The organism is Lentzea waywayandensis (assembly GCF_900115955.1).
GTDB classification, from domain to species: domain Bacteria; phylum Actinomycetota; class Actinomycetes; order Mycobacteriales; family Pseudonocardiaceae; genus Lentzea; species Lentzea waywayandensis.
This window is the reverse complement of sequence record NZ_FOYL01000001.1, coordinates 527,932-544,983: the sequence shown is the minus strand read 5'-3', so window position 1 is coordinate 544,983 and position 17,052 is coordinate 527,932. Positions and strand designations below refer to the sequence as shown.

Here is a 17,052-nt window from a genome sequence, read left to right as displayed (position 1 = left end):
CAACCAGGTTGATGGGATGCCCGCGGTTTTGGCATTGGACGTCATACGAGCGCTGTCCCAGGCTTCAGGTCATGAACCTGCAGACCTTCCTCGACGACGTGGCGTCGATCGTGGCCGCCTCCGACGACCAGCACGAGATCACCGAACGGGTCGCGGAGCGCCTGTCCGCCTTGCTGGACAGCGGTTACCGCCTCCCGCCCGAACTCACCCGCCCGTCGCCCGACCACCACGTCAACTACCCGTTGCACCTCGCTCCCGGCTGGTGCGTCGCCGTCGTCGTGTGGGCGCCAGGCCAGCGCACGCCCGTGCACGGCCATGAGACGTGGGGCGCCGTCGGCATCTACTCCGGCGCCGAACGCGAGATCCGCTACGCCAAGCCCACCGGACCAGGTCCCCTGGTCGAGCTCGGCGAGCAGGTCTTCCGGCGCGGCGAGGTCACCGTGTGCTGCACGACCGACGACGATGTTCACTCGGTCGTGGCGGAGTCCGGCGAACCGACCATCGGCATCCACGTCTACGGCGCCGACATCGGCACCATCGAACGCCGCCGCTACGACCCGGCGACCGGCGACGTCGAGTGGTTCGTCGGCGGCTGGCACACCCCGGCCGGCACCCCGGTCTAACTTCGGGCCCAGCCCCGCCGCTCGCCCTCGTCGATCAGCTCCAGCGCCGCTTCCCAGAGCTTCGTCGAGCCCTCACCGATCACGGCCTTGCGACCGCGCACGGCCTCCGCGGTCACACCGGGCGTCCGCCAGGTCCCGCCCTTCGCCATCCAGTTGAGCAGCAACGGTTGCAGCCGGTCCATGGCCTTCGCGAACCGCGCCTCGGGCGTCTTGCGAGCCTCGAACTCGTCCCACAACGCCCTCAGCGCGCGGCCCGCGTCCTCGGGCAGGATGCCGAACAGCCGGTCGGCGGCGGCCTCCTCGCGTTCCTGCTGGCTCTCGCCCAGTTCGGTGTCGTAGATCGGTGTGTCGCCCGCGTAGATCTCGACCAGGTCGTGCACGACCACGAGCTTCATCGTGTGGCCGACGTCGATGGGTTCGTCGGCGTACTCCGCGAGAGTCAGCACCATCAGCGCGAGGTGCCACGAGTGCTCCGCGTCGTTCTCCCGCCGGTCCGCCGCCGCGAGAGGGGACGCGCGCAGCACGGTCTTGAGCTGATCGACCTCGATCAGGAACGTGAGGTGCTCGCGCAGCCGGGAGTCCACACCGGACGGCAGCGGGTTCTGATCGGCGAGAAGTCCTGCGTCGGAAGAGGTCACGTTGCCGGGATTCTACCGATCGGCCAGGAACTCCTCCCACGTCCGGGCGCCGTGGTCGCCGTCCAGCGTCAGGTTCCGCCCGTCCCGGTAGGCCTGCCCGGCCTTGCCCGGCAGCCGCACCGGCACGGTGAGCCGGCGTTTGCCCGCGGCGCCCAGGTAGCCGCGCACGAGGTGTCTCAGGTCGAGAACGGCTGGGCCTGCGAGGTCGGCCACGCGTCCGGCTGGCTGTCCGATCGCCAGTTCGACGAGCCGGGCGGCCACGTCGCGAGCGTCGACGGGCTGCAACCGCATCCCCGGCACCGGCACGACCGGCAGCTTCGCGAGCCCGCGCACCATCGTCAGCGTCAGGTCGTGGAACTGGGCCGCGCGCAGGATCGTGAACGGGATGCCCGACGCGGCGATCGCCTGCTCGCAGGCGAGCTTGGTGCGCAACCACGCCAGCGGCACGGTGTCGGCGCCGATCACCGAGATGTACACGAAGTGCCGGACGCCCCGGCAGGCCGCCAGGAGGTTGCGGGTGGCGACGTCGTCACCCTTCTGCCCGCCGGCGAGGTGCACCACGACGTCGGCCTCGATCGGCGGGACGTCCCCGAGCAGGTCGCAGGCGATGTCGCCGTGGCGGCTGAGCACGGTCACGTCGGCTCCTGCCGCGCGCAGCCGCGGGACGACGTGCCTGCCGAGAGTGCCGGTGCCGCCGGTCACGAGGATCTTCATGATTACCCTCCCGAATGAGTCGTTGCCCGGTCGACCCGGCAGCGCGCGGGAACGTGACAGGGTGTGTGCCAGGCCACAGGGGGAAGCTTTGATCGCGCAGTTCGAGCAGGAGCGCACGAGGTTGCGCGCCATCGCCCACCGCATGCTCGGGTCGTTCGCCGAGGCCGACGACGCGCTGCAGGACGCCTGGCTCCGCGTCGAGCGCGCCGACACGAGCGAGATCGACAACCCGGCAGCCTGGCTCACGACCGTCGTGGGGCGGGTCTGCCTGAACATGCTGCGTGACAGGCGTGAGCACGCGTTCGAGATGCCCGATCCCGTGATCGAGACGGGGGAGGAGCCCGAACAGCAGGCCGTCGCGAAGGACCAGGTCGGGCTCGCGATGCTGATCGTGCTGGACTCGCTCAAGCCCGACGAGCGGCTGGCGTTCGTGCTGCACGACCTGTTCGCCGTGCCGTTCGACGACATCGCGCCGTTGATCGACAAGACCCCGGCCACCGCACGTCAGCTCGCGAGCAGGGCCCGCAAGCGCGTGCAGGACCGGCCGCAGCCGAACGTCGACCTGCCCCAGCAGCGCGAGGTGGTGCAGGCGTTCCTCAAGGCGTCCCGGGAAGGCGACCTGGAAGGCCTGGTCGCGGTGCTGCACCCGGACGTCGTGCTGCGCGCGGGCGACCTTCAGGTCATCGGCGGGCGGACCGTCGCGGGCCGTGCGAGCCTGTTCCGGAAGTACGCCGCGATGGCGGCCGTCGAGTTCGCGGTCGTCGGCGACGAGATCGGCTTCGTCACGCGGGTGGACGGCGTGGTGTTCTCGATCATGGCGTTCACGGTGCGCGACGACCGGATCGCCGCGATCCACGTGATCCAGGACCAGCGACAACTCGCCTCACTTGTTCCGTGAGCATTACCACTGCCATCACTGGTCACATCGAACGCCCGCCAGGTGTCTAGTGGAAGTGGGCGCTCGATTGAAGGGGACCAACGATGATCGGGGAGTTGGACCAGGAGGACAGGCTCGCCTACCGGATGCTCGGCCGGTTCGCCGAAGCCGCGGACGCGGTGCGGGAAGCGCGACGCAAGATCGAGAAGACCGGTGAGCCGGGCTGGCTGGCCACGGTCGTCGCACGCGTGAGCCTCACGATGCTGCGCGTGCGGGCCAGGAACGGCTTCCAGATGCCGGACCCGGTGGTGAGCAGGGGACCGAACCACGAACCCGGCCTCGGCGTGCTGACCGCACTCGACGCGCTGACCCCCGACGAACGCGTCGCGTACGTGCTGCACGACATGTTCGAGGAGCCGTTCGAGCAGGTCGCGCCACTGATCGGCCGCACACCGCTGGGCGCGCTCCAGGTGGAGGCACGGGCGCGCAAACGGGTGGCGGGCAGACCGGTGTCCGATGTGGACCTGGCAGGGCAGCGCGAGGTCGTCGACGCGTTCATGGCGGGCAAGAACGTGCTCGACGCGGACGTGACGCTGCGCTCGGAGGGAATCTGGCTGCGGGGTGCCGGCATGGTCGCGCCCAGGACGGCGGTGATTCAGGAGGCGCCGTGCATGGAACCCGCGGTCGTCGGCGGCGAGGCGGGACTGGTGTCGACAGTGGACGGTCAGCCGGTCGCGCTGGTGGCGTTCACGGTGCGCGAGCGGAAGATCGCGGCGATCCACGCGATCACGGACCGGGAGCACGTCCGGCGGCTGTTCTCACCCGAATGACCTGAAGAACGCACATGGCTCCCTCGAACGTCCTCAGGGCGACAAGCAGGACGTCGGGGGAGCCATGGACGGCGTGTGAAGCTCAGTCTTCCTTGGCGGGACGGGCCTCGGGAGGCAGCACACCCCAGTCGATGAGCTGCTCGGTGAGCTCGCCCGGCGTCATGTCGTAGATGATCGCGAGCGAACGCAGGTCCTCGGTGCGGATGGAGAGGACCTTGCCGTTGTAGTCCCCGCGCTGCGACTGGATGGTCGCGGCGTAGCGGGCCAGCGGTCCGACCTTCTCGACGGGCAGCTGCTGCAGCCGTTCGAGGTTGATCACGATCTTGGTGGCCGGCTCGGCACCGGAGGGAACGCGGCCCTCGGGCAGGAGCTCGGCGACGGGAACGCCGTAGAAGTCGGCCAGCTCGGCCAGCTTCTGCACGGTCACCGCGCGGTCACCGCGCTCGTAGGAGCCGACGACCACGGCCTTCCAGCGACCGCCGGACTTCTGCTCGACGCCGTGCAGGGAGAGTCCCTGCTGCTGGCGGATAGCGCGGAGCTTGGCCCCCAGCGCCTTGGCGTAGTCGCCCATGTGGCGGTTCTCCGTTCATTCGCCCCGTCAGCAGTACCGGCGTGCTGCGGGGAGGCTTCGATCGATACGCAGAGTAATGATTACTCGCCGTGGTCGACAGGTCAAGCTGATCTCAAGGAGAGACGCGCGCCACGCCTGGCACACCACTCGGATGGTTGACCGTCCGTAGGTGATACGGTGCAGGTCAGCCTAGTTGTCACTAGGTGTCCGACGTCCTTTAAGGACCCGTCCAGTGAGGCGGGGAAGGAGGTCCAGCCGTGGCGTCACGTCAACGTGGCGCGACGGATCCGGCCGGGGATCGCGAGATTCTCTCGGCCGGTGACGTCGCGCGCACTGTCGCCCGAATGGCCCATCAGATCATCGAGAAGACCGCTCTCGATGCACCCAGCGCACCCGACGTCGTCTTGATGGGTATTCCCAGCCGTGGAGCCCCCCTCGCACGACGTCTAGCCGCTAAGATCGCCGAATTTTCCGGCCGGACGGTGCACGAGGGCACGCTCGACATCACCCTCTACCGCGACGACCTGCGCCGAGGCCCCACGCGGCCCCTGGAAGCGACGAAGCTGCCCGAGGGCGGCATCGACGACAAGCTGGTCGTTCTCGTGGACGACGTGCTGTTCTCCGGCCGCACGATCCGCTCGGCCCTCGACGCGCTGCGCGACCACGGCCGGCCCCGCGCCGTCCAGCTCGCCGTGCTGGTCGACCGCGGTCACCGCGAACTGCCGATCCGCGCGGACTACGTGGGCAAGAACCTGCCGACGTCGAAGACCGAGGACGTCGTCGTGATGCTCGAGGAGTTCGACGGCCGCGACGGAGTGGTGCTGAAGTGAAGCACCTGCTCTCCACCGACGGCCTCGACCGCGACCAGGCGATCGCGATCCTCGACACCGCGGACCGGCTGAAGCAGGCGCTGCTCGGCCGCGAGGTCCGCAAGCTGCCGACGCTGCGCGGCCGCACGGTGATCACGATGTTCTACGAGAACAGCACGCGCACGCGGGTGTCGTTCGAGATCGCCGGCAAGTGGATGTCCGCGGACGTGATCAACGTCAGCAGCTCCGGTTCCAGCGTCAGCAAGGGCGAGTCGCTGCGCGACACCGCGCTGACCCTGCAGGCCGCGGGCGCCGACTGCGTGATCGTGCGCCACCCGGCGTCCGGTGCCGCCCACCGGCTCGCGGGCTGGCTCAAGCACACCAGCACGTCCGTGGTGAACGCCGGCGACGGCATGCACGAGCACCCCACGCAGGCGTTGCTCGACGCCGCCACGCTGCGCGACCGCCTGGGCAGCCTCGACGGCCGCCGGGTCGCGATCGTCGGTGACGTCCTGCACAGCCGCGTCGCCCGGTCGAACGTGCACCTGCTGACCACGCTCGGTGCCGAGGTCACGCTGGTCGCCCCGCCGACCCTGCTGCCCACCGGCGTCGAGAAGTGGCCGGTCACGGTCTCGCACGAGATCGACTCCGAGCTCGCCTCGCAGGACGCGGTGATGTTGCTGCGCGTGCAGGCCGAGCGGATGACTGGCGGCTTCTTCCCGAGCTCGCGCGAGTACTCGATCGCGTACGGCCTCAACGAGCGGCGCCTGAAGCTGCTGCCAGAGCACGCCGTCGTGCTGCACCCCGGCCCGATGCTGCGCGGCATGGAGATCGCCTCCGTCGTCGCCGACAGCCCGCAGGCCGCGATCACCGAGCAGGTCCGCAACGGTGTCCACGTGCGCATGGCCGTGCTGTACCACCTGCTTGCCCACGAGGAGGAAACCCCGTGAGGGAGCTTGCGACCGAACCATCGAACACAGTGAAACCCTTGCTGACCACTAGCAGCTCGCGAGGAATTGCAAAGTGAAGAAATCCTTGCTTCTCAAGGGAGTACGTCCCTACGGCGAGGGGGAACCGATCGACCTGCTGATCCGCGACGGCGTGATCGCAGAGGGCACGGATCCAGAAGCCGAAGTCATCGAAGGCAACGGGGCGGTTCTGCTGCCGGGCTTCGTCGACCTGCACACCCACCTGCGTGAGCCGGGTCGCGAGGACACCGAGACCATCGAAACGGGTTCCAAGGCCGCCGCACTCGGTGGCTACACGGCCGTTTTCGCGATGGCCAACACGGATCCGGTCGCCGACAACGCCGTCATCGTCGAGCACGTCGCCCGCCGCGGCCAGGAGGTCGGCCTGGTCGACGTCCACCCGGTCGGCGCCGTCACGGTCGGGCTCAAGGGCGAGAAGCTCGCGGAGCTCGGCACGATGGCCAACTCCAAGGCGAACGTCAGGGTGTTCTCCGACGACGGCCACTGCGTGCACGACCCGTTGATCATGCGTCGCGCGCTGGAGTACTCGAAGGCGCTCAACGCCGTCATCGCCCAGCACGCCGAGGAACCGCGCCTCACGGTCGGCGCCCAGGCACACGAAGGTGAGAACGCCTCCAGGCTCGGTCTGCAGGGCTGGCCCGCCGCGGCCGAGGAGTCGATCGTCGCCCGCGACTGCATCCTCGCGAAGCAGGTCGACGCGAGGCTGCACGTCTGCCACGTCAGCACCACCGGCACGGCCGACGTCCTGAAGTGGGCCAAGGCCCGCGGCACCAAGGTGTCCGCCGAGGTCACCCCGCACCACCTGATCCTGACCGACGACCGGCTGAGCACCTACGACCCGGTCAACAAGGTCAACCCGCCGCTGCGCACCCAGTCCGACGTGGACGCGCTGCGGCAGGCGCTCGCGGACGGCACCATCGACTGCGTCGCCACCGACCACGCCCCGCACGCGATCCAGGACAAGGACTGCGAGTGGTCGGCGGCCCGTCCGGGCATGCTCGGCCTGCAGACCGCGCTCGGCATCGTCGTCGAGACGATGGTGAGGACCGGCCTGCTGGACTGGCGCGGTGTCGCACGGGTGATGAGCGAGAAGCCCGCCGAGATCGCCGGCCTGACCGACCAGGGCCGTCCGATCGCGGTCGGCGAGCCCGCGAACCTCGTGCTGGTCGACCCGGACGCGTCGTGGACGGTGAACGGCGCGCAGCTCGCGAGCATCGCGGGCAACACCCCGTTCGAGGGCATGGAACTGCCCGCCGCGGTGACGGCCACCATCTTGCGTGGCCGGGTGACCGCACTGGCGGGGAGGATTGCGGAATGACCCGGATCCTCCTGTCCCTGGCGGTCTTCGTCTTCTTCGCCCTGTGCGTCTACGGCATGTGGCACGGCTGGAAGCGACGCCAGCGCAAGCAGGCCGACCTCCCCGCGTTCCCCTCGACGCCGGTCGCCCTGGGCGCCCCGAGGCTCGCGACCACGGGCGTCTACATCGGAACGACGAACGCGGGCAACTGGCAGGACCGCATTCAGGTCGGGGACATCGGCTTCCGCGCCGAGGCCACGCTGAGCCTCGTTCCGGAGGGCGTCGCCATCGAACGCGTTGGCGCGTCACCGATCTTCATCCCCGCCGAGTCCATCCGGGACGCCCGCACCGACCGCGGTCTGGCCGGGAAGGTCATGTTCAGCGAAGAGGGCCTGCTGGTGGTCCAGTGGGAGAACGAAGGCCACTTGTTCGACACGGGCTTCCGTGGCGATGACAAAGACGTTTATGGCGAATGGGTAGCAGCTCTCGTGGGAGGCAAGGCGTGACGAACGCGGCATTGGTGCTGGAAGACGGACGTGTCTTCCGCGGTGAGGCGTACGGAGCGACCGGCGTCTCGCTCGGCGAGGTCGTGTTCTCCACGGCCATGACCGGGTACCAGGAAACCCTGACCGACCCCTCCTACCACCGTCAGATCGTGGTGCAGACCGCGCCGCAGATCGGCAACACCGGCTGGAACGACGAGGACGACGAGTCCTCGAGGATCTGGGTCGCCGGTTACGTGGTCCGCGACCCCGCGCGCACGCCGTCGAACTGGCGGTCCAAGCGCGGCCTCGACGAGGAACTGACCAACCAGGGCGTGGTCGGCATCGCGGGCCTCGACACCCGCACCCTGACCCGCCACATCCGCGAGCAGGGCGCCATGCGCGCCGGTGTGTTCTCGGGTTCCGAGCTCACCGACGACGCGTCGATGGTCGAGCAGGTCAAGGCCTCGGCGGAGATGGTCGGCGCGAACCTCGCGGTCGACGTCACCACGGACAAGCCGTACGTGGTCGAGGCCATCGGTGCCAAGAAGTTCACCGTCGCGGCGCTCGACCTGGGCATCAAGTCGAACACCCCGCGGATGATGGCGGCGCGCGGCATCGAGGTGCACGTGCTGCCGCTGACCAGTTCCTTCGAGGACATCCTCAAGGTCAGCCCCGACGGCCTGTTCCTCTCGAACGGCCCTGGCGACCCGGCCACGCAGGACCACGCGATCGCGCTGACGAAGGAGGCGCTGGGCCGGAAGCTGCCGCTGTTCGGCATCTGCTTCGGCAACCAGATCCTGGGCCGCGCGGTCGGTCGTGGGACGTACAAGATGCGCTACGGCCACCGCGGCATCAACATCCCGGTCATCGACGTGGCCACCGGCAAGGTCGCCATCACCTCGCAGAACCACGGGTTCGCGCTGGAGGGCACGCCGGGTGAGGAGTTCTCCTCGGAGTTCGGCCGCGCCGTGCTGTCGCACTACTGCCCGAACGACGGCACCGTCGAGGGCGTCCGGCTGCTCGACGCGCCGGCGTTCTCCGTGCAGTACCACCCCGAGGCCGCGGCGGGCCCGCACGACGCCGCGCCCCTGTTCGACGAGTTCGTGACCCTTATGAACGAAGGCCGCTGACATGCCCAAACGCGAAGACTTGAAGCACATCCTGGTCATCGGGTCTGGTCCGATCGTCATCGGTCAGGCCTGTGAGTTCGACTACTCCGGCACCCAGGCGTGCCGGGTGCTGCGGGAGGAGGGCATCAGGGTCAGCCTGGTGAACTCCAACCCGGCGACGATCATGACGGACCCCGAGTTCGCGGACGCCACCTACATCGAGCCGATCACGGCCGAGTTCGTGGAGAAGGTCATCGCGCAGGAACGCCCGGACGCGATCCTGGCGACGCTGGGCGGCCAGACTGCTTTGAACACGGCCATCGCGCTGCACGAGCGCGGTGTGCTGGAGAAGTACAACGTCGAGCTGATCGGCGCGGACATCGACGCGATCCAGCGCGGTGAGGACCGGCAGATCTTCAAGGACCTGGTGCGGGGCATCGGTTCCGAGGTCCCGCGCTCCGCCGTCTGCAAGTCGATGGACGAGGTCCGCAAGACCGTCGCCGAGCTGGGCCTGCCAGTCGTCATCCGCCCGTCGTTCACCATGGGCGGCCTGGGTTCCGGCATGGCGTACACGGCGGAGGAGCTGGAGCGCCTCGCGGCCATCGGCCTGGAGGAGTCTCCGGTCACCGAGGTGCTCATCGAGGAGAGCGTGCTCGGGTGGAAGGAGTACGAGCTCGAGCTGATGCGCGACCGCAACGACAACGTCGTCGTCATCTGCTCGATCGAGAACATCGACCCGATGGGCGTGCACACCGGTGACTCGGTCACGGTGGCGCCCGCGATGACGCTGACCGACCGCGAGTACCAGCACATGCGCGACGTCGGCATCCAGGTCATCCGCGAGGTCGGTGTCGACACCGGTGGCTGCAACATCCAGTTCGCGATCCACCCGGACAACGGCCGCATGGTCGTCATCGAGATGAACCCGCGCGTCTCGCGGTCGTCTGCTCTCGCGTCCAAGGCGACGGGCTTCCCGATCGCCAAGATCGCCGCGAAGCTCGCCATCGGCTACACGCTCGACGAGATCACCAACGACATCACGGGGGAGACCCCGGCGTCGTTCGAGCCGTCGCTCGACTACGTGGTCGTGAAGGCGCCGCGGTTCGCGTTCGAGAAGTTCCCCGGTGCGGACCCGACGCTGACGACCACGATGAAGTCGGTCGGCGAGGCCATGTCGATCGGCCGGAACTTCGTGGAGGCGCTGGGTAAGGCGCTGCGTTCGCTGGAAACGAAATCGGTCGGTTTCTGGACTCAGCCGGACCCGGAGGGCACTACTCTGGAGTCCACTCTGAAGCAGCTGGAGCGCGGCCACGACGGGCGCCTCTACACGGTCGAGCGTGCTCTCCGACTCGGCGCGTCCATTGAGGACGTGTACAACGCGTCGAAGATCGACCCGTGGTTCATCGAGCAGATCGCGTGGCTCGGGACGCTGCGGCAGGAGCTGCTGGACGCGCCCGTGCTCGACGAGCCGTTGCTGCGCAAGGCGAAGCGCGCCGGTCTCTCCGACCGGCAGATCGCCGCGCTGCGGTCCGAACTGGCCGGTGAGGACGGCGTGCGCACGTTGCGGCACCGCCTGGGCGTGCGGCCGGTCTACAAGACGGTCGACACGTGCGCGGCGGAGTTCAAGTCCGAGACGCCGTACCACTACTCCGCGTACGAGCTGGACCCGAACGCCGAGACCGAGGTCGCGGAGCAGCGGGAGAAGCCCAAGGTGCTGATCCTGGGCTCCGGGCCGAACCGCATCGGTCAGGGCATCGAGTTCGACTACTCGTGCGTGCACGCGGCGATGGCGTTGCGGGCGGCCGGGTACGAGACCGTGATGGTCAACTGCAACCCGGAGACCGTCTCGACGGACTACGACACGTCGGACCGCCTGTACTTCGAGCCGCTGACGTTCGAGGACGTGCTGGAGGTCGTGCACTCCGAGCAGCGCTCCGGCACCGTGGCGGGCGTGATCGTCCAGCTCGGCGGCCAGACGCCGCTGGGCCTGGCGCAGCGCCTGTCCGACGCCGGTGTGCCCGTCGTGGGCACGACGCCCGAGGCGATCCACCTCGCCGAGGACCGCGGCCAGTTCGGCAAGGTCCTCACCGAGGCCGGCCTGCCCGCGCCGAAGTTCGGCACGGCCACGTCGTTCAGCGAGGCCAAGGAGATCGCGGACGAGATCGGTTACCCGGTCCTCGTGCGGCCCTCCTACGTCCTCGGCGGACGCGGCATGGAGATCGTGTACGACGAGGAGTCGCTGTCGGGCTACATCGCCCGCGCGACCGAGGTGACGCCCGAGCACCCGGTGCTGGTCGACCGGTTCCTCGACGACGCCATCGAGATCGACGTCGACGCGCTGTGCGACGGCGAAGAAGTGTTCATCGGCGGTGTCATGGAGCACATCGAGGAAGCCGGCATCCACTCCGGCGACTCGTCGTGCGCGTTGCCGCCCATCACGCTCGGCGCCTCCGACATCGAGAACGTCCGCCGCTCCACCGAGGCCATCGCGAAGGGCATCGGCGTGAAGGGGCTCCTGAACGTCCAGTACGCCCTCAAGGACGACGTGCTGTACGTCCTTGAGGCGAACCCGCGTGCGTCGCGCACGGTGCCGTTCGTGTCCAAGGCGACGGCCGTGTCGATGGCCAAGGCCGCGTCCCGCGTGATGCTCGGCGCGACGATCGCGGAGCTGCGCGTGGAGGGCATCCTGCCGGCCACCGGTGACGGTGCCCGGCTGCCCGAGCACGCGCCGGTCGCGGTGAAGGAAGCGGTCATGCAGTTCCACCGCTTCCGCACGCCCGAGGGCCACGGCGTGGACTCGTTGCTGGGCCCGGAGATGAAGTCCACCGGCGAGGTCATGGGCATCGACTCGTCGTTCGGCAAGGCGTTCGCGAAGTCGCAGACGGCCTCGTACGGCTCGCTGCCGACGTCGGGCAAGGTGTTCGTGTCCTTCGCGAACCGCGACAAGCGCGCGATGATCTTCCCGGTCAAGCGGCTGGCCGACCTCGGGTTCCAGATCCTGGCGACCGCGGGCACGGCGGAGGTGCTCAAGCGCAACGGGATCGCGTGCACCGAGGTGCGCAAGCACTTCGAGGGTGACGGCAACGTCGTCGACATGATCCTGGCCGGCGAGATCGACATGATCTTCAACACGCCGTACGGCAACAGCGGCCCGCGCATCGACGGCTACGAGATCCGCACCGCCGCTGTGGCCAAGGACATCCCGTGCGTCACCACGATCCAGGGCGCTGCCGCGGCCGTGCACGGCATCGAGGCGCTCATCCAGGGTGACATCGGGGTCCAGCCGCTGCAGGCGCTCCAGGCCACGCTGCGGGGTGACAAGTGACCTTCGGCGACAAACTGGCGAAAGCCGTCGAGGCGTACGGGCCTCTGTGCGTCGGGATCGACCCGCACCCCAGCCTGCTGGAGGCGTGGGGCCTCTCCCCGACCGCGGAGGGCCTCGAACGGTTCGCTCTGACGGCCGTGGAGGCGTTCGGCGGCAAGGTGTCGATGGTGAAGCCGCAGGCGGCGTTCTTCGAGGCCTACGGGTCTCGTGGCGTCGCCGTGCTGGAGCGGGTGATCGCGGAGCTGCGCGACTCGGGCACGCTGGTGCTCGTGGACGCCAAGCGCGGCGACATCGGCTCGACCATGGCCGCCTACGCGCAGGCGTTCCTGGGCGACGGCTCGCCGCTGGCCGGTGACGCGGTCACGATCTCCCCGTTCCTCGGTTTCGGATCGCTCCAGCCCGCGCTCGACACGGCGCGGGCGACGGGCCGGGGCGTGTTCGTGCTCGCCCTCACGTCGAACCCGGAAGGCGCGCAGGTCCAGCGGGCGGTTGCTCCGGACGGGCGAACCGTGGCGCGGACGATCATCGATTTCGCCACCGCTCGGAATTCAGGCATTTCCCCGTGCGGCGATGTTGGTCTCGTCGTGGGCGCCACGATCGGGGAAACGGATGTAGACCTCTCCGGGTTCAACGGACCGATCCTGGCGCCCGGTTTCGGAGCTCAGGGAGGCTCCGTGGCCGATCTAAAACGGCTCTTCGGACCCGACATGCGCAACGTCTTTCCGACTTCTTCACGAGATGTTCTCAAGCACGGCCCGGACGTATCGTCGCTGGTCAGCGCCGTGCGAAGGGTGCAGGAGAGCCTCTGAGGAGGGGCGCGCCGCGTCTTTTCGGGTGTGGCGCGCTCACCAGGGCAAACATGTGTTGGTAGGGTCCACGCCACCGGCTGCCCCGCTGGTCACCGGCCTCATAGCACACCTAGAGTGGGCGACGGGTTGCCGGAGGGCGGTGAACAGGCCGCCGGAGGGTGTTGGTACTACTACCACCCGCCGCAATCATGACCGCTGAAGATTTACCTGACTGGGTCACGTTGTACTCAGGCAATTGCGGTCGGTACGGTCGCGGCACCGATCCGAAAAGAATCCACACCACGGAGGAAATCGTGGCTCTTCCCCAGCTTACCGAGGAGCAGCGGGCCGCAGCGCTGGAGAAGGCTGCTGCCGCTCGTCGCGTTCGGGCTGAGCTCAAGGAGCGCCTCAAGCGTGGCGGCACGACCCTGACGGACGTGCTGAAGTCCGCCGAGAGCGATGAGATCCTTGGCAAGATGAAGGTGTCCGCGCTGCTTGAGGCCCTGCCGGGTGTCGGCAAGGTGCGTGCTCAGCAGATCATGGAGCGCCTCGAGATCGCTCCCAGCCGTCGCCTGCGCGGTCTTGGTGACCGTCAGCGCAAGGCCCTGCTCTCCGAGTTCAGCGGAGAGTGATTGGCACCGAGGCGGGAACGGGCTCTGCCCGTTCCCGCCTCACCGTCTTGTCCGGGCCGTCGGGCGTTGGCAAGTCCAGCGTTCTGACGGAGCTGCGCAGCCAGCAACCCGATATCTACTTTTCCGTCTCGGCGACCACCAGGAAGCCGAGGCCGGGCGAAGTCGACGGAGTGCACTACCACTTCGTCGACCACGAGAAGTTCCAGCAGATGGTCGAGGCTGGCGAGTTCCTCGAACACGCCGAGTTCGCCGGAAACCACTACGGAACCCCTCGCAGGCCCGTCGAGGAAGCTTTGGCCGCGGGCCGTCCCGCGCTCCTGGAGATCGAACTGCAGGGCGCGCGGCAGGTCCGCGTGGCCATGCCAGACGCCCAGCTGGTCATGCTGGCGCCCCCGTCCTGGGAGCACCTGGTCGACCGGCTGACCGGCAGAGGCACCGAACACCCGGACGTCGTCGAACGCCGGCTGGCCATCGCCCGCGAGGAGTTGGCGGCCGAAAAGGAGTTCGACGAGGTCGTCGTGAACGCCGACGTGCAGTCGGCCGCGTCCGACTTGCTATCCTTGATGGTCGGACCACGAAATTCAGGAGATTGACGAGTGATCACCCACACCGAGCTCGGTCACCTGACCGGTTCTCCGGAGGGCATCACCAACCCGCCGATCGACGACCTGCTTGAGCAGGTGAGCTCGAAGTACGCGTTGGTGATCTACGCCGCGAAGCGTGCCCGCCAGATCAACGACTACTACGCGCAGCTCGGCGAGGGCCTGCTCGAGTACGTCGGCCCGCTCGTCGAGCCGGGCCCGCGTGAGAAGCCCCTCTCGATTGCTCTTCGCGAGATCCACGCGGGTCTGCTTGAGCACACCGAGGGCGAGTGACTGCGTCATCTGACGCTGGTGCCCCTGTTCGCCCCAAGATCGTTCTTGGGGTTGGCGGGGGCATCGCCGCGTACAAGGCCTGTGAGGTTTTGCGGCGGTTGACCGAATCCGGTCACTCCGTGCGGGTCGTTCCCACCGAGGGCGCGCTGAAGTTCGTGGGAGCCGCCACGTTCGAGGCGCTCTCCGGCCAGGTCGTGACCGCGGACCCGTTCGACGACGTGCACGAGGTGCCGCACGTCAAGCTCGGGCAGAACGCCGACCTCGTCGTGGTCGCCCCGGCGACGGCGAACCTGATCGCGAAGGCCGCGCACGGCCTCGCGGACGATCTTCTGACGAACACCCTGCTGACCGCGCGCTGCCCGGTCCTGCTGGTGCCGGCGATGCACACGGAGATGTGGGAGCACCCGGCCACCCAGCACAACGTGGCGTTGCTGCGCAGCCGTGGCGTGATCGTCGCCGAACCCGCGTCCGGCCGGCTCACCGGCAAGGACACCGGCAAGGGCCGCCTGCCCGACCCCGCCGAGATCGTCGAACTCGTCCGGCTGCTGTTGGTGCGCCGGGACGCCCTCGCGAGGACACTCGAAGGTGTGCACGTCGCGATCTCCGCCGGTGGCACGCGAGAACCACTCGATCCGGTCCGGTTCATCGGCAACCGCTCGTCCGGCAAGCAGGGCTATGCACTCGCACGGGTGGCGGCGCAACGCGGTGCCCGAGTGACCTTGGTCGCCGGCAACACCGCGGACCTGGTCACGCCGGCCGGTGTCGACCTGGTCCGGGTGGGTTCGGCGGTGGAGCTGCGCGAGGCCATGCACAAGGTGGCGGCGGACGCGGACGTGGTCGTGATGGCCGCCGCGGTGGCCGACTTCCGGCCGTTGTCGCTCACCGGGCACAAGATCAAGAAGACCGACGGCGACCCTGACCCGATCGCGCTGACGAAGAACCCCGACATCCTCGTGGAGCTCGTTTCCGCACGTAGGACGGGTCAGCTGATCGTCGGGTTCGCCGCGGAGACCGGCGACGAGACGACGTCGGTGCTCGACTACGGGCGGGCGAAGCTGCGGCGCAAGGGCTGCGATCTCCTGGTGCTGAACGCGGTCGGTGACGGCAAGGCGTTCGAGCAGGAGGACAACGCCGGCTGGCTGCTGTCCCCGGACGGCGCCGAGACGCCTATACCCCACGGCCCCAAAACACAAGTGGCGTCCGCGGTGTGGGACGCAGTTACCGTTCGCTTGACTGATTCTCAGTAGAATTTTTCCCTGTTGAGCCCCTCGAACAAGGAGTGTCCGTGAGCCAGCACAGCAGCAGGCTGTTCACCAGTGAGTCGGTGACCGAGGGACACCCCGACAAGATCTGCGACGCGATCAGTGACTCGATCCTGGACGCGTTGCTGGCCAAGGACCCGCGCTCCCGCGTCGCGGTGGAGACGCTCGTCACCACCGGCCAGGTCCACGTCGCGGGTGAGGTCACCACCGAGGCGTACGCGGACATCCCCACGATCGTCCGCGAGAAGATCCTCGAGATCGGCTACGACTCGTCGCAGAAGGGCTTCGACGGCAACTCCTGTGGCGTGAACGTCGCCATCGGCGCGCAGTCCCCGGACATCGCGCAGGGCGTCGACACGGCGTTCGAGAACCGCGTCGAGGGCGCCGACGACGAGATCGACAAGCAGGGCGCCGGCGACCAGGGCCTGATGTTCGGCTACGCGTGCACCGACACGCCCGAGCTCATGCCGCTGCCGATCGCGCTGGCCCACCGCCTGTCCCGCCGCCTGACCGCGGTCCGCAAGGACGGCACCGTGCCGTACCTGCGCCCGGACGGCAAGACCCAGGTCACCATCGAGTACGCGGGCGACCAGCCCGTGCGCCTCGACACCGTCGTCATCTCCACGCAGCACGCCGACGGCATCGACCTGGAGAAGCTGCTCGGCGTCGACCTGCGCGAGCACGTCGTGGCCCCCGAGATCGCCGAACTGGGCCTCGACACCTCGAGCGTCCGGCTGCTCACCAACCCGACCGGCCGCTTCGTCATCGGCGGCCCGATGGGTGACGCGGGTCTCACCGGTCGCAAGATCATCGTCGACACCTACGGCGGCATGGCCCGTCACGGCGGCGGCGCCTTCTCCGGCAAGGACCCGTCGAAGGTCGACCGCTCCGCCGCCTACGCCATGCGCTGGGTCGCCAAGAACACCGTCGCGGCCGGCCTCGCCACCCGCGTCGAGGTCCAGGTCGCCTACGCCATCGGCAAGGCGGCCCCGGTCGGCCTGTTCGTCGAGACCTTCGGCACCGAGACCGTGGACCCGTCCAAGATCCAGCAGGCCATCTCGGAGGTCTTCGACCTCAGGCCCGCCGCGATCATCCGCGACCTCGACCTGCTCCGCCCGATCTACGCCCCGACCGCCGCGTACGGCCACTTCGGCCGCACCGACGTGGACCTGCCCTGGGAGTCGACGGACCGCGCCGACGCCCTGCGCAACGCCGCCGGCGCCTGATC

General features: G+C 68.7%; 18 protein-coding genes. 15 read left to right on the top strand and 3 right to left on the bottom strand.

The genetic code is table 11. From position 1 onward, the window contains the following. Positions 1-71: 71 nt before the first annotated feature. Entirely contained in the window at positions 72-623 is a 552-nt protein-coding gene (locus tag BM417_RS02500; protein ID WP_093588073.1) for a cysteine dioxygenase family protein, read from the top strand. Here BM417_RS02500 and BM417_RS02495 read toward each other — a convergent pair. Both BM417_RS02495 and BM417_RS02490 read right to left on the bottom strand, forming a co-directional pair. After that, a complete protein-coding gene (locus tag BM417_RS02495; RefSeq protein WP_093588072.1) occupies positions 620-1,261 on the bottom strand; it encodes an HD domain-containing protein in 642 nt (213 codons plus the stop codon). The two genes, BM417_RS02500 and BM417_RS02495, sit on opposite strands and share 4 nt — an antisense overlap. A 12-nt stretch (positions 1,262-1,273) precedes the next feature. Then, positions 1,274-1,975: an SDR family oxidoreductase gene (locus tag BM417_RS02490; RefSeq protein ID WP_093588071.1), complete on the bottom strand. Its 702-nt coding sequence runs from the start codon at positions 1,973-1,975 to the stop codon at positions 1,274-1,276. An 88-nt stretch (positions 1,976-2,063) separates the two neighbouring features. Here BM417_RS02490 and BM417_RS02485 point away from each other — a divergent pair, with 88 nt between their 5' ends. Together BM417_RS02485 and BM417_RS02480 are read left to right on the top strand one after the other, a co-directional pair. Beyond that, entirely contained in the window at positions 2,064-2,873 is an 810-nt protein-coding gene (locus tag BM417_RS02485; RefSeq protein WP_281251280.1) for a sigma-70 family RNA polymerase sigma factor, read from the top strand. 83 nt (positions 2,874-2,956) lie between these two features. Next, positions 2,957-3,682, top strand: a complete 726-nt coding sequence (locus BM417_RS02480) for a sigma-70 family RNA polymerase sigma factor family protein (protein ID WP_093588069.1) — start codon at positions 2,957-2,959, stop codon at positions 3,680-3,682. Between the two features lie 82 nt (positions 3,683-3,764). Here the strand turns inward: BM417_RS02480 and bldD are convergent, their stop codons facing one another. Continuing rightward, a complete protein-coding gene (gene bldD, locus BM417_RS02475; protein WP_030471611.1) occupies positions 3,765-4,253 on the bottom strand; it encodes a transcriptional regulator BldD in 489 nt (162 codons plus the stop codon). A gap of 257 nt (positions 4,254-4,510) precedes the next feature. On the opposite strand from bldD, the gene pyrR reads away from it, so the two are divergent. From pyrR to metK, 12 genes are all read left to right on the top strand, one after another. Next, entirely contained in the window at positions 4,511-5,083 is a 573-nt protein-coding gene (gene pyrR, locus BM417_RS02470) for a bifunctional pyr operon transcriptional regulator/uracil phosphoribosyltransferase PyrR (protein WP_089912344.1), read from the top strand. After that, complete coding sequence (locus tag BM417_RS02465; RefSeq protein WP_093588068.1) at positions 5,080-6,012, top strand: aspartate carbamoyltransferase catalytic subunit; 933 nt, start codon at positions 5,080-5,082, stop codon at positions 6,010-6,012. The genes pyrR and BM417_RS02465 overlap by 4 nt, the downstream gene beginning before the upstream one ends. Positions 6,013-6,085: 73 nt before the next feature. Further along, a complete protein-coding gene (locus BM417_RS02460) occupies positions 6,086-7,369 on the top strand; it encodes a dihydroorotase (RefSeq protein WP_093588067.1) in 1,284 nt (427 codons plus the stop codon). Continuing rightward, a complete protein-coding gene (locus tag BM417_RS02455) occupies positions 7,366-7,854 on the top strand; it encodes a PH-like domain-containing protein (protein WP_093588066.1) in 489 nt (162 codons plus the stop codon). The genes BM417_RS02460 and BM417_RS02455 overlap by 4 nt, the downstream gene beginning before the upstream one ends. Beyond that, a complete protein-coding gene (gene carA, locus BM417_RS02450; RefSeq protein WP_407656071.1) occupies positions 7,851-8,963 on the top strand; it encodes a glutamine-hydrolyzing carbamoyl-phosphate synthase small subunit in 1,113 nt (370 codons plus the stop codon). The genes BM417_RS02455 and carA overlap by 4 nt, the downstream gene beginning before the upstream one ends. Before the next feature lies 1 nt (position 8,964). Then, complete coding sequence (gene carB / locus BM417_RS02445) at positions 8,965-12,267, top strand: carbamoyl-phosphate synthase large subunit (RefSeq protein ID WP_093588064.1); 3,303 nt, start codon at positions 8,965-8,967, stop codon at positions 12,265-12,267. Next, positions 12,264-13,076 (top strand): orotidine-5'-phosphate decarboxylase, encoded by an 813-nt coding sequence (pyrF, locus tag BM417_RS02440; RefSeq protein WP_093588063.1) that lies wholly within the window; start codon positions 12,264-12,266, stop codon positions 13,074-13,076. Before carB ends, pyrF begins: the two co-directional genes overlap by 4 nt. A gap of 293 nt (positions 13,077-13,369) precedes the next feature. Beyond that, complete coding sequence (gene mihF / locus BM417_RS02435; protein ID WP_030481817.1) at positions 13,370-13,687, top strand: integration host factor, actinobacterial type; 318 nt, start codon at positions 13,370-13,372, stop codon at positions 13,685-13,687. Beyond that, entirely contained in the window at positions 13,684-14,280 is a 597-nt protein-coding gene (gmk, locus tag BM417_RS02430; RefSeq protein WP_093588062.1) for a guanylate kinase, read from the top strand. Before mihF ends, gmk begins: the two co-directional genes overlap by 4 nt. Positions 14,281-14,283: 3 nt before the next feature. Next, the gene (rpoZ, locus tag BM417_RS02425; protein ID WP_045313812.1) at positions 14,284-14,562 is read left to right on the top strand and encodes a DNA-directed RNA polymerase subunit omega; all 279 of its coding nucleotides are present in this window, start codon (positions 14,284-14,286) and stop codon (positions 14,560-14,562) included. Positions 14,563-14,600: 38 nt separating this feature from the next. Beyond that, complete coding sequence (gene coaBC, locus BM417_RS02420; protein WP_093588552.1) at positions 14,601-15,809, top strand: bifunctional phosphopantothenoylcysteine decarboxylase/phosphopantothenate--cysteine ligase CoaBC; 1,209 nt, start codon at positions 14,601-14,603, stop codon at positions 15,807-15,809. Positions 15,810-15,847: 38 nt separating this feature from the next. Continuing rightward, positions 15,848-17,050: a methionine adenosyltransferase gene (gene metK, locus BM417_RS02415; protein ID WP_177320243.1), complete on the top strand. Its 1,203-nt coding sequence runs from the start codon at positions 15,848-15,850 to the stop codon at positions 17,048-17,050. The last annotated feature ends 2 nt before the right edge of the window (positions 17,051-17,052 follow it).

Excerpts from the sequence above, each read along its gene's own strand:
- BM417_RS02500 (WP_093588073.1), top strand. The coding sequence starts at position 72 with ATGAACCTGCAGACCTTCCTCGACGACGTGGCGTCGATCGTGGCCGCC.
- bldD (WP_030471611.1), bottom strand. The coding sequence starts at position 4,253 with ATGGGCGACTACGCCAAGGCGCTGGGGGCCAAGCTCCGCGCTATCCGC.
- BM417_RS02490 (WP_093588071.1), bottom strand. The coding sequence starts at position 1,975 with ATGAAGATCCTCGTGACCGGCGGCACCGGCACTCTCGGCAGGCACGTC.
- carB (WP_093588064.1), top strand. The coding sequence starts at position 8,965 with ATGCCCAAACGCGAAGACTTGAAGCACATCCTGGTCATCGGGTCTGGT.
- BM417_RS02455 (WP_093588066.1), top strand. The coding sequence starts at position 7,366 with ATGACCCGGATCCTCCTGTCCCTGGCGGTCTTCGTCTTCTTCGCCCTG.
- BM417_RS02480 (WP_093588069.1), top strand. The coding sequence starts at position 2,957 with ATGATCGGGGAGTTGGACCAGGAGGACAGGCTCGCCTACCGGATGCTC.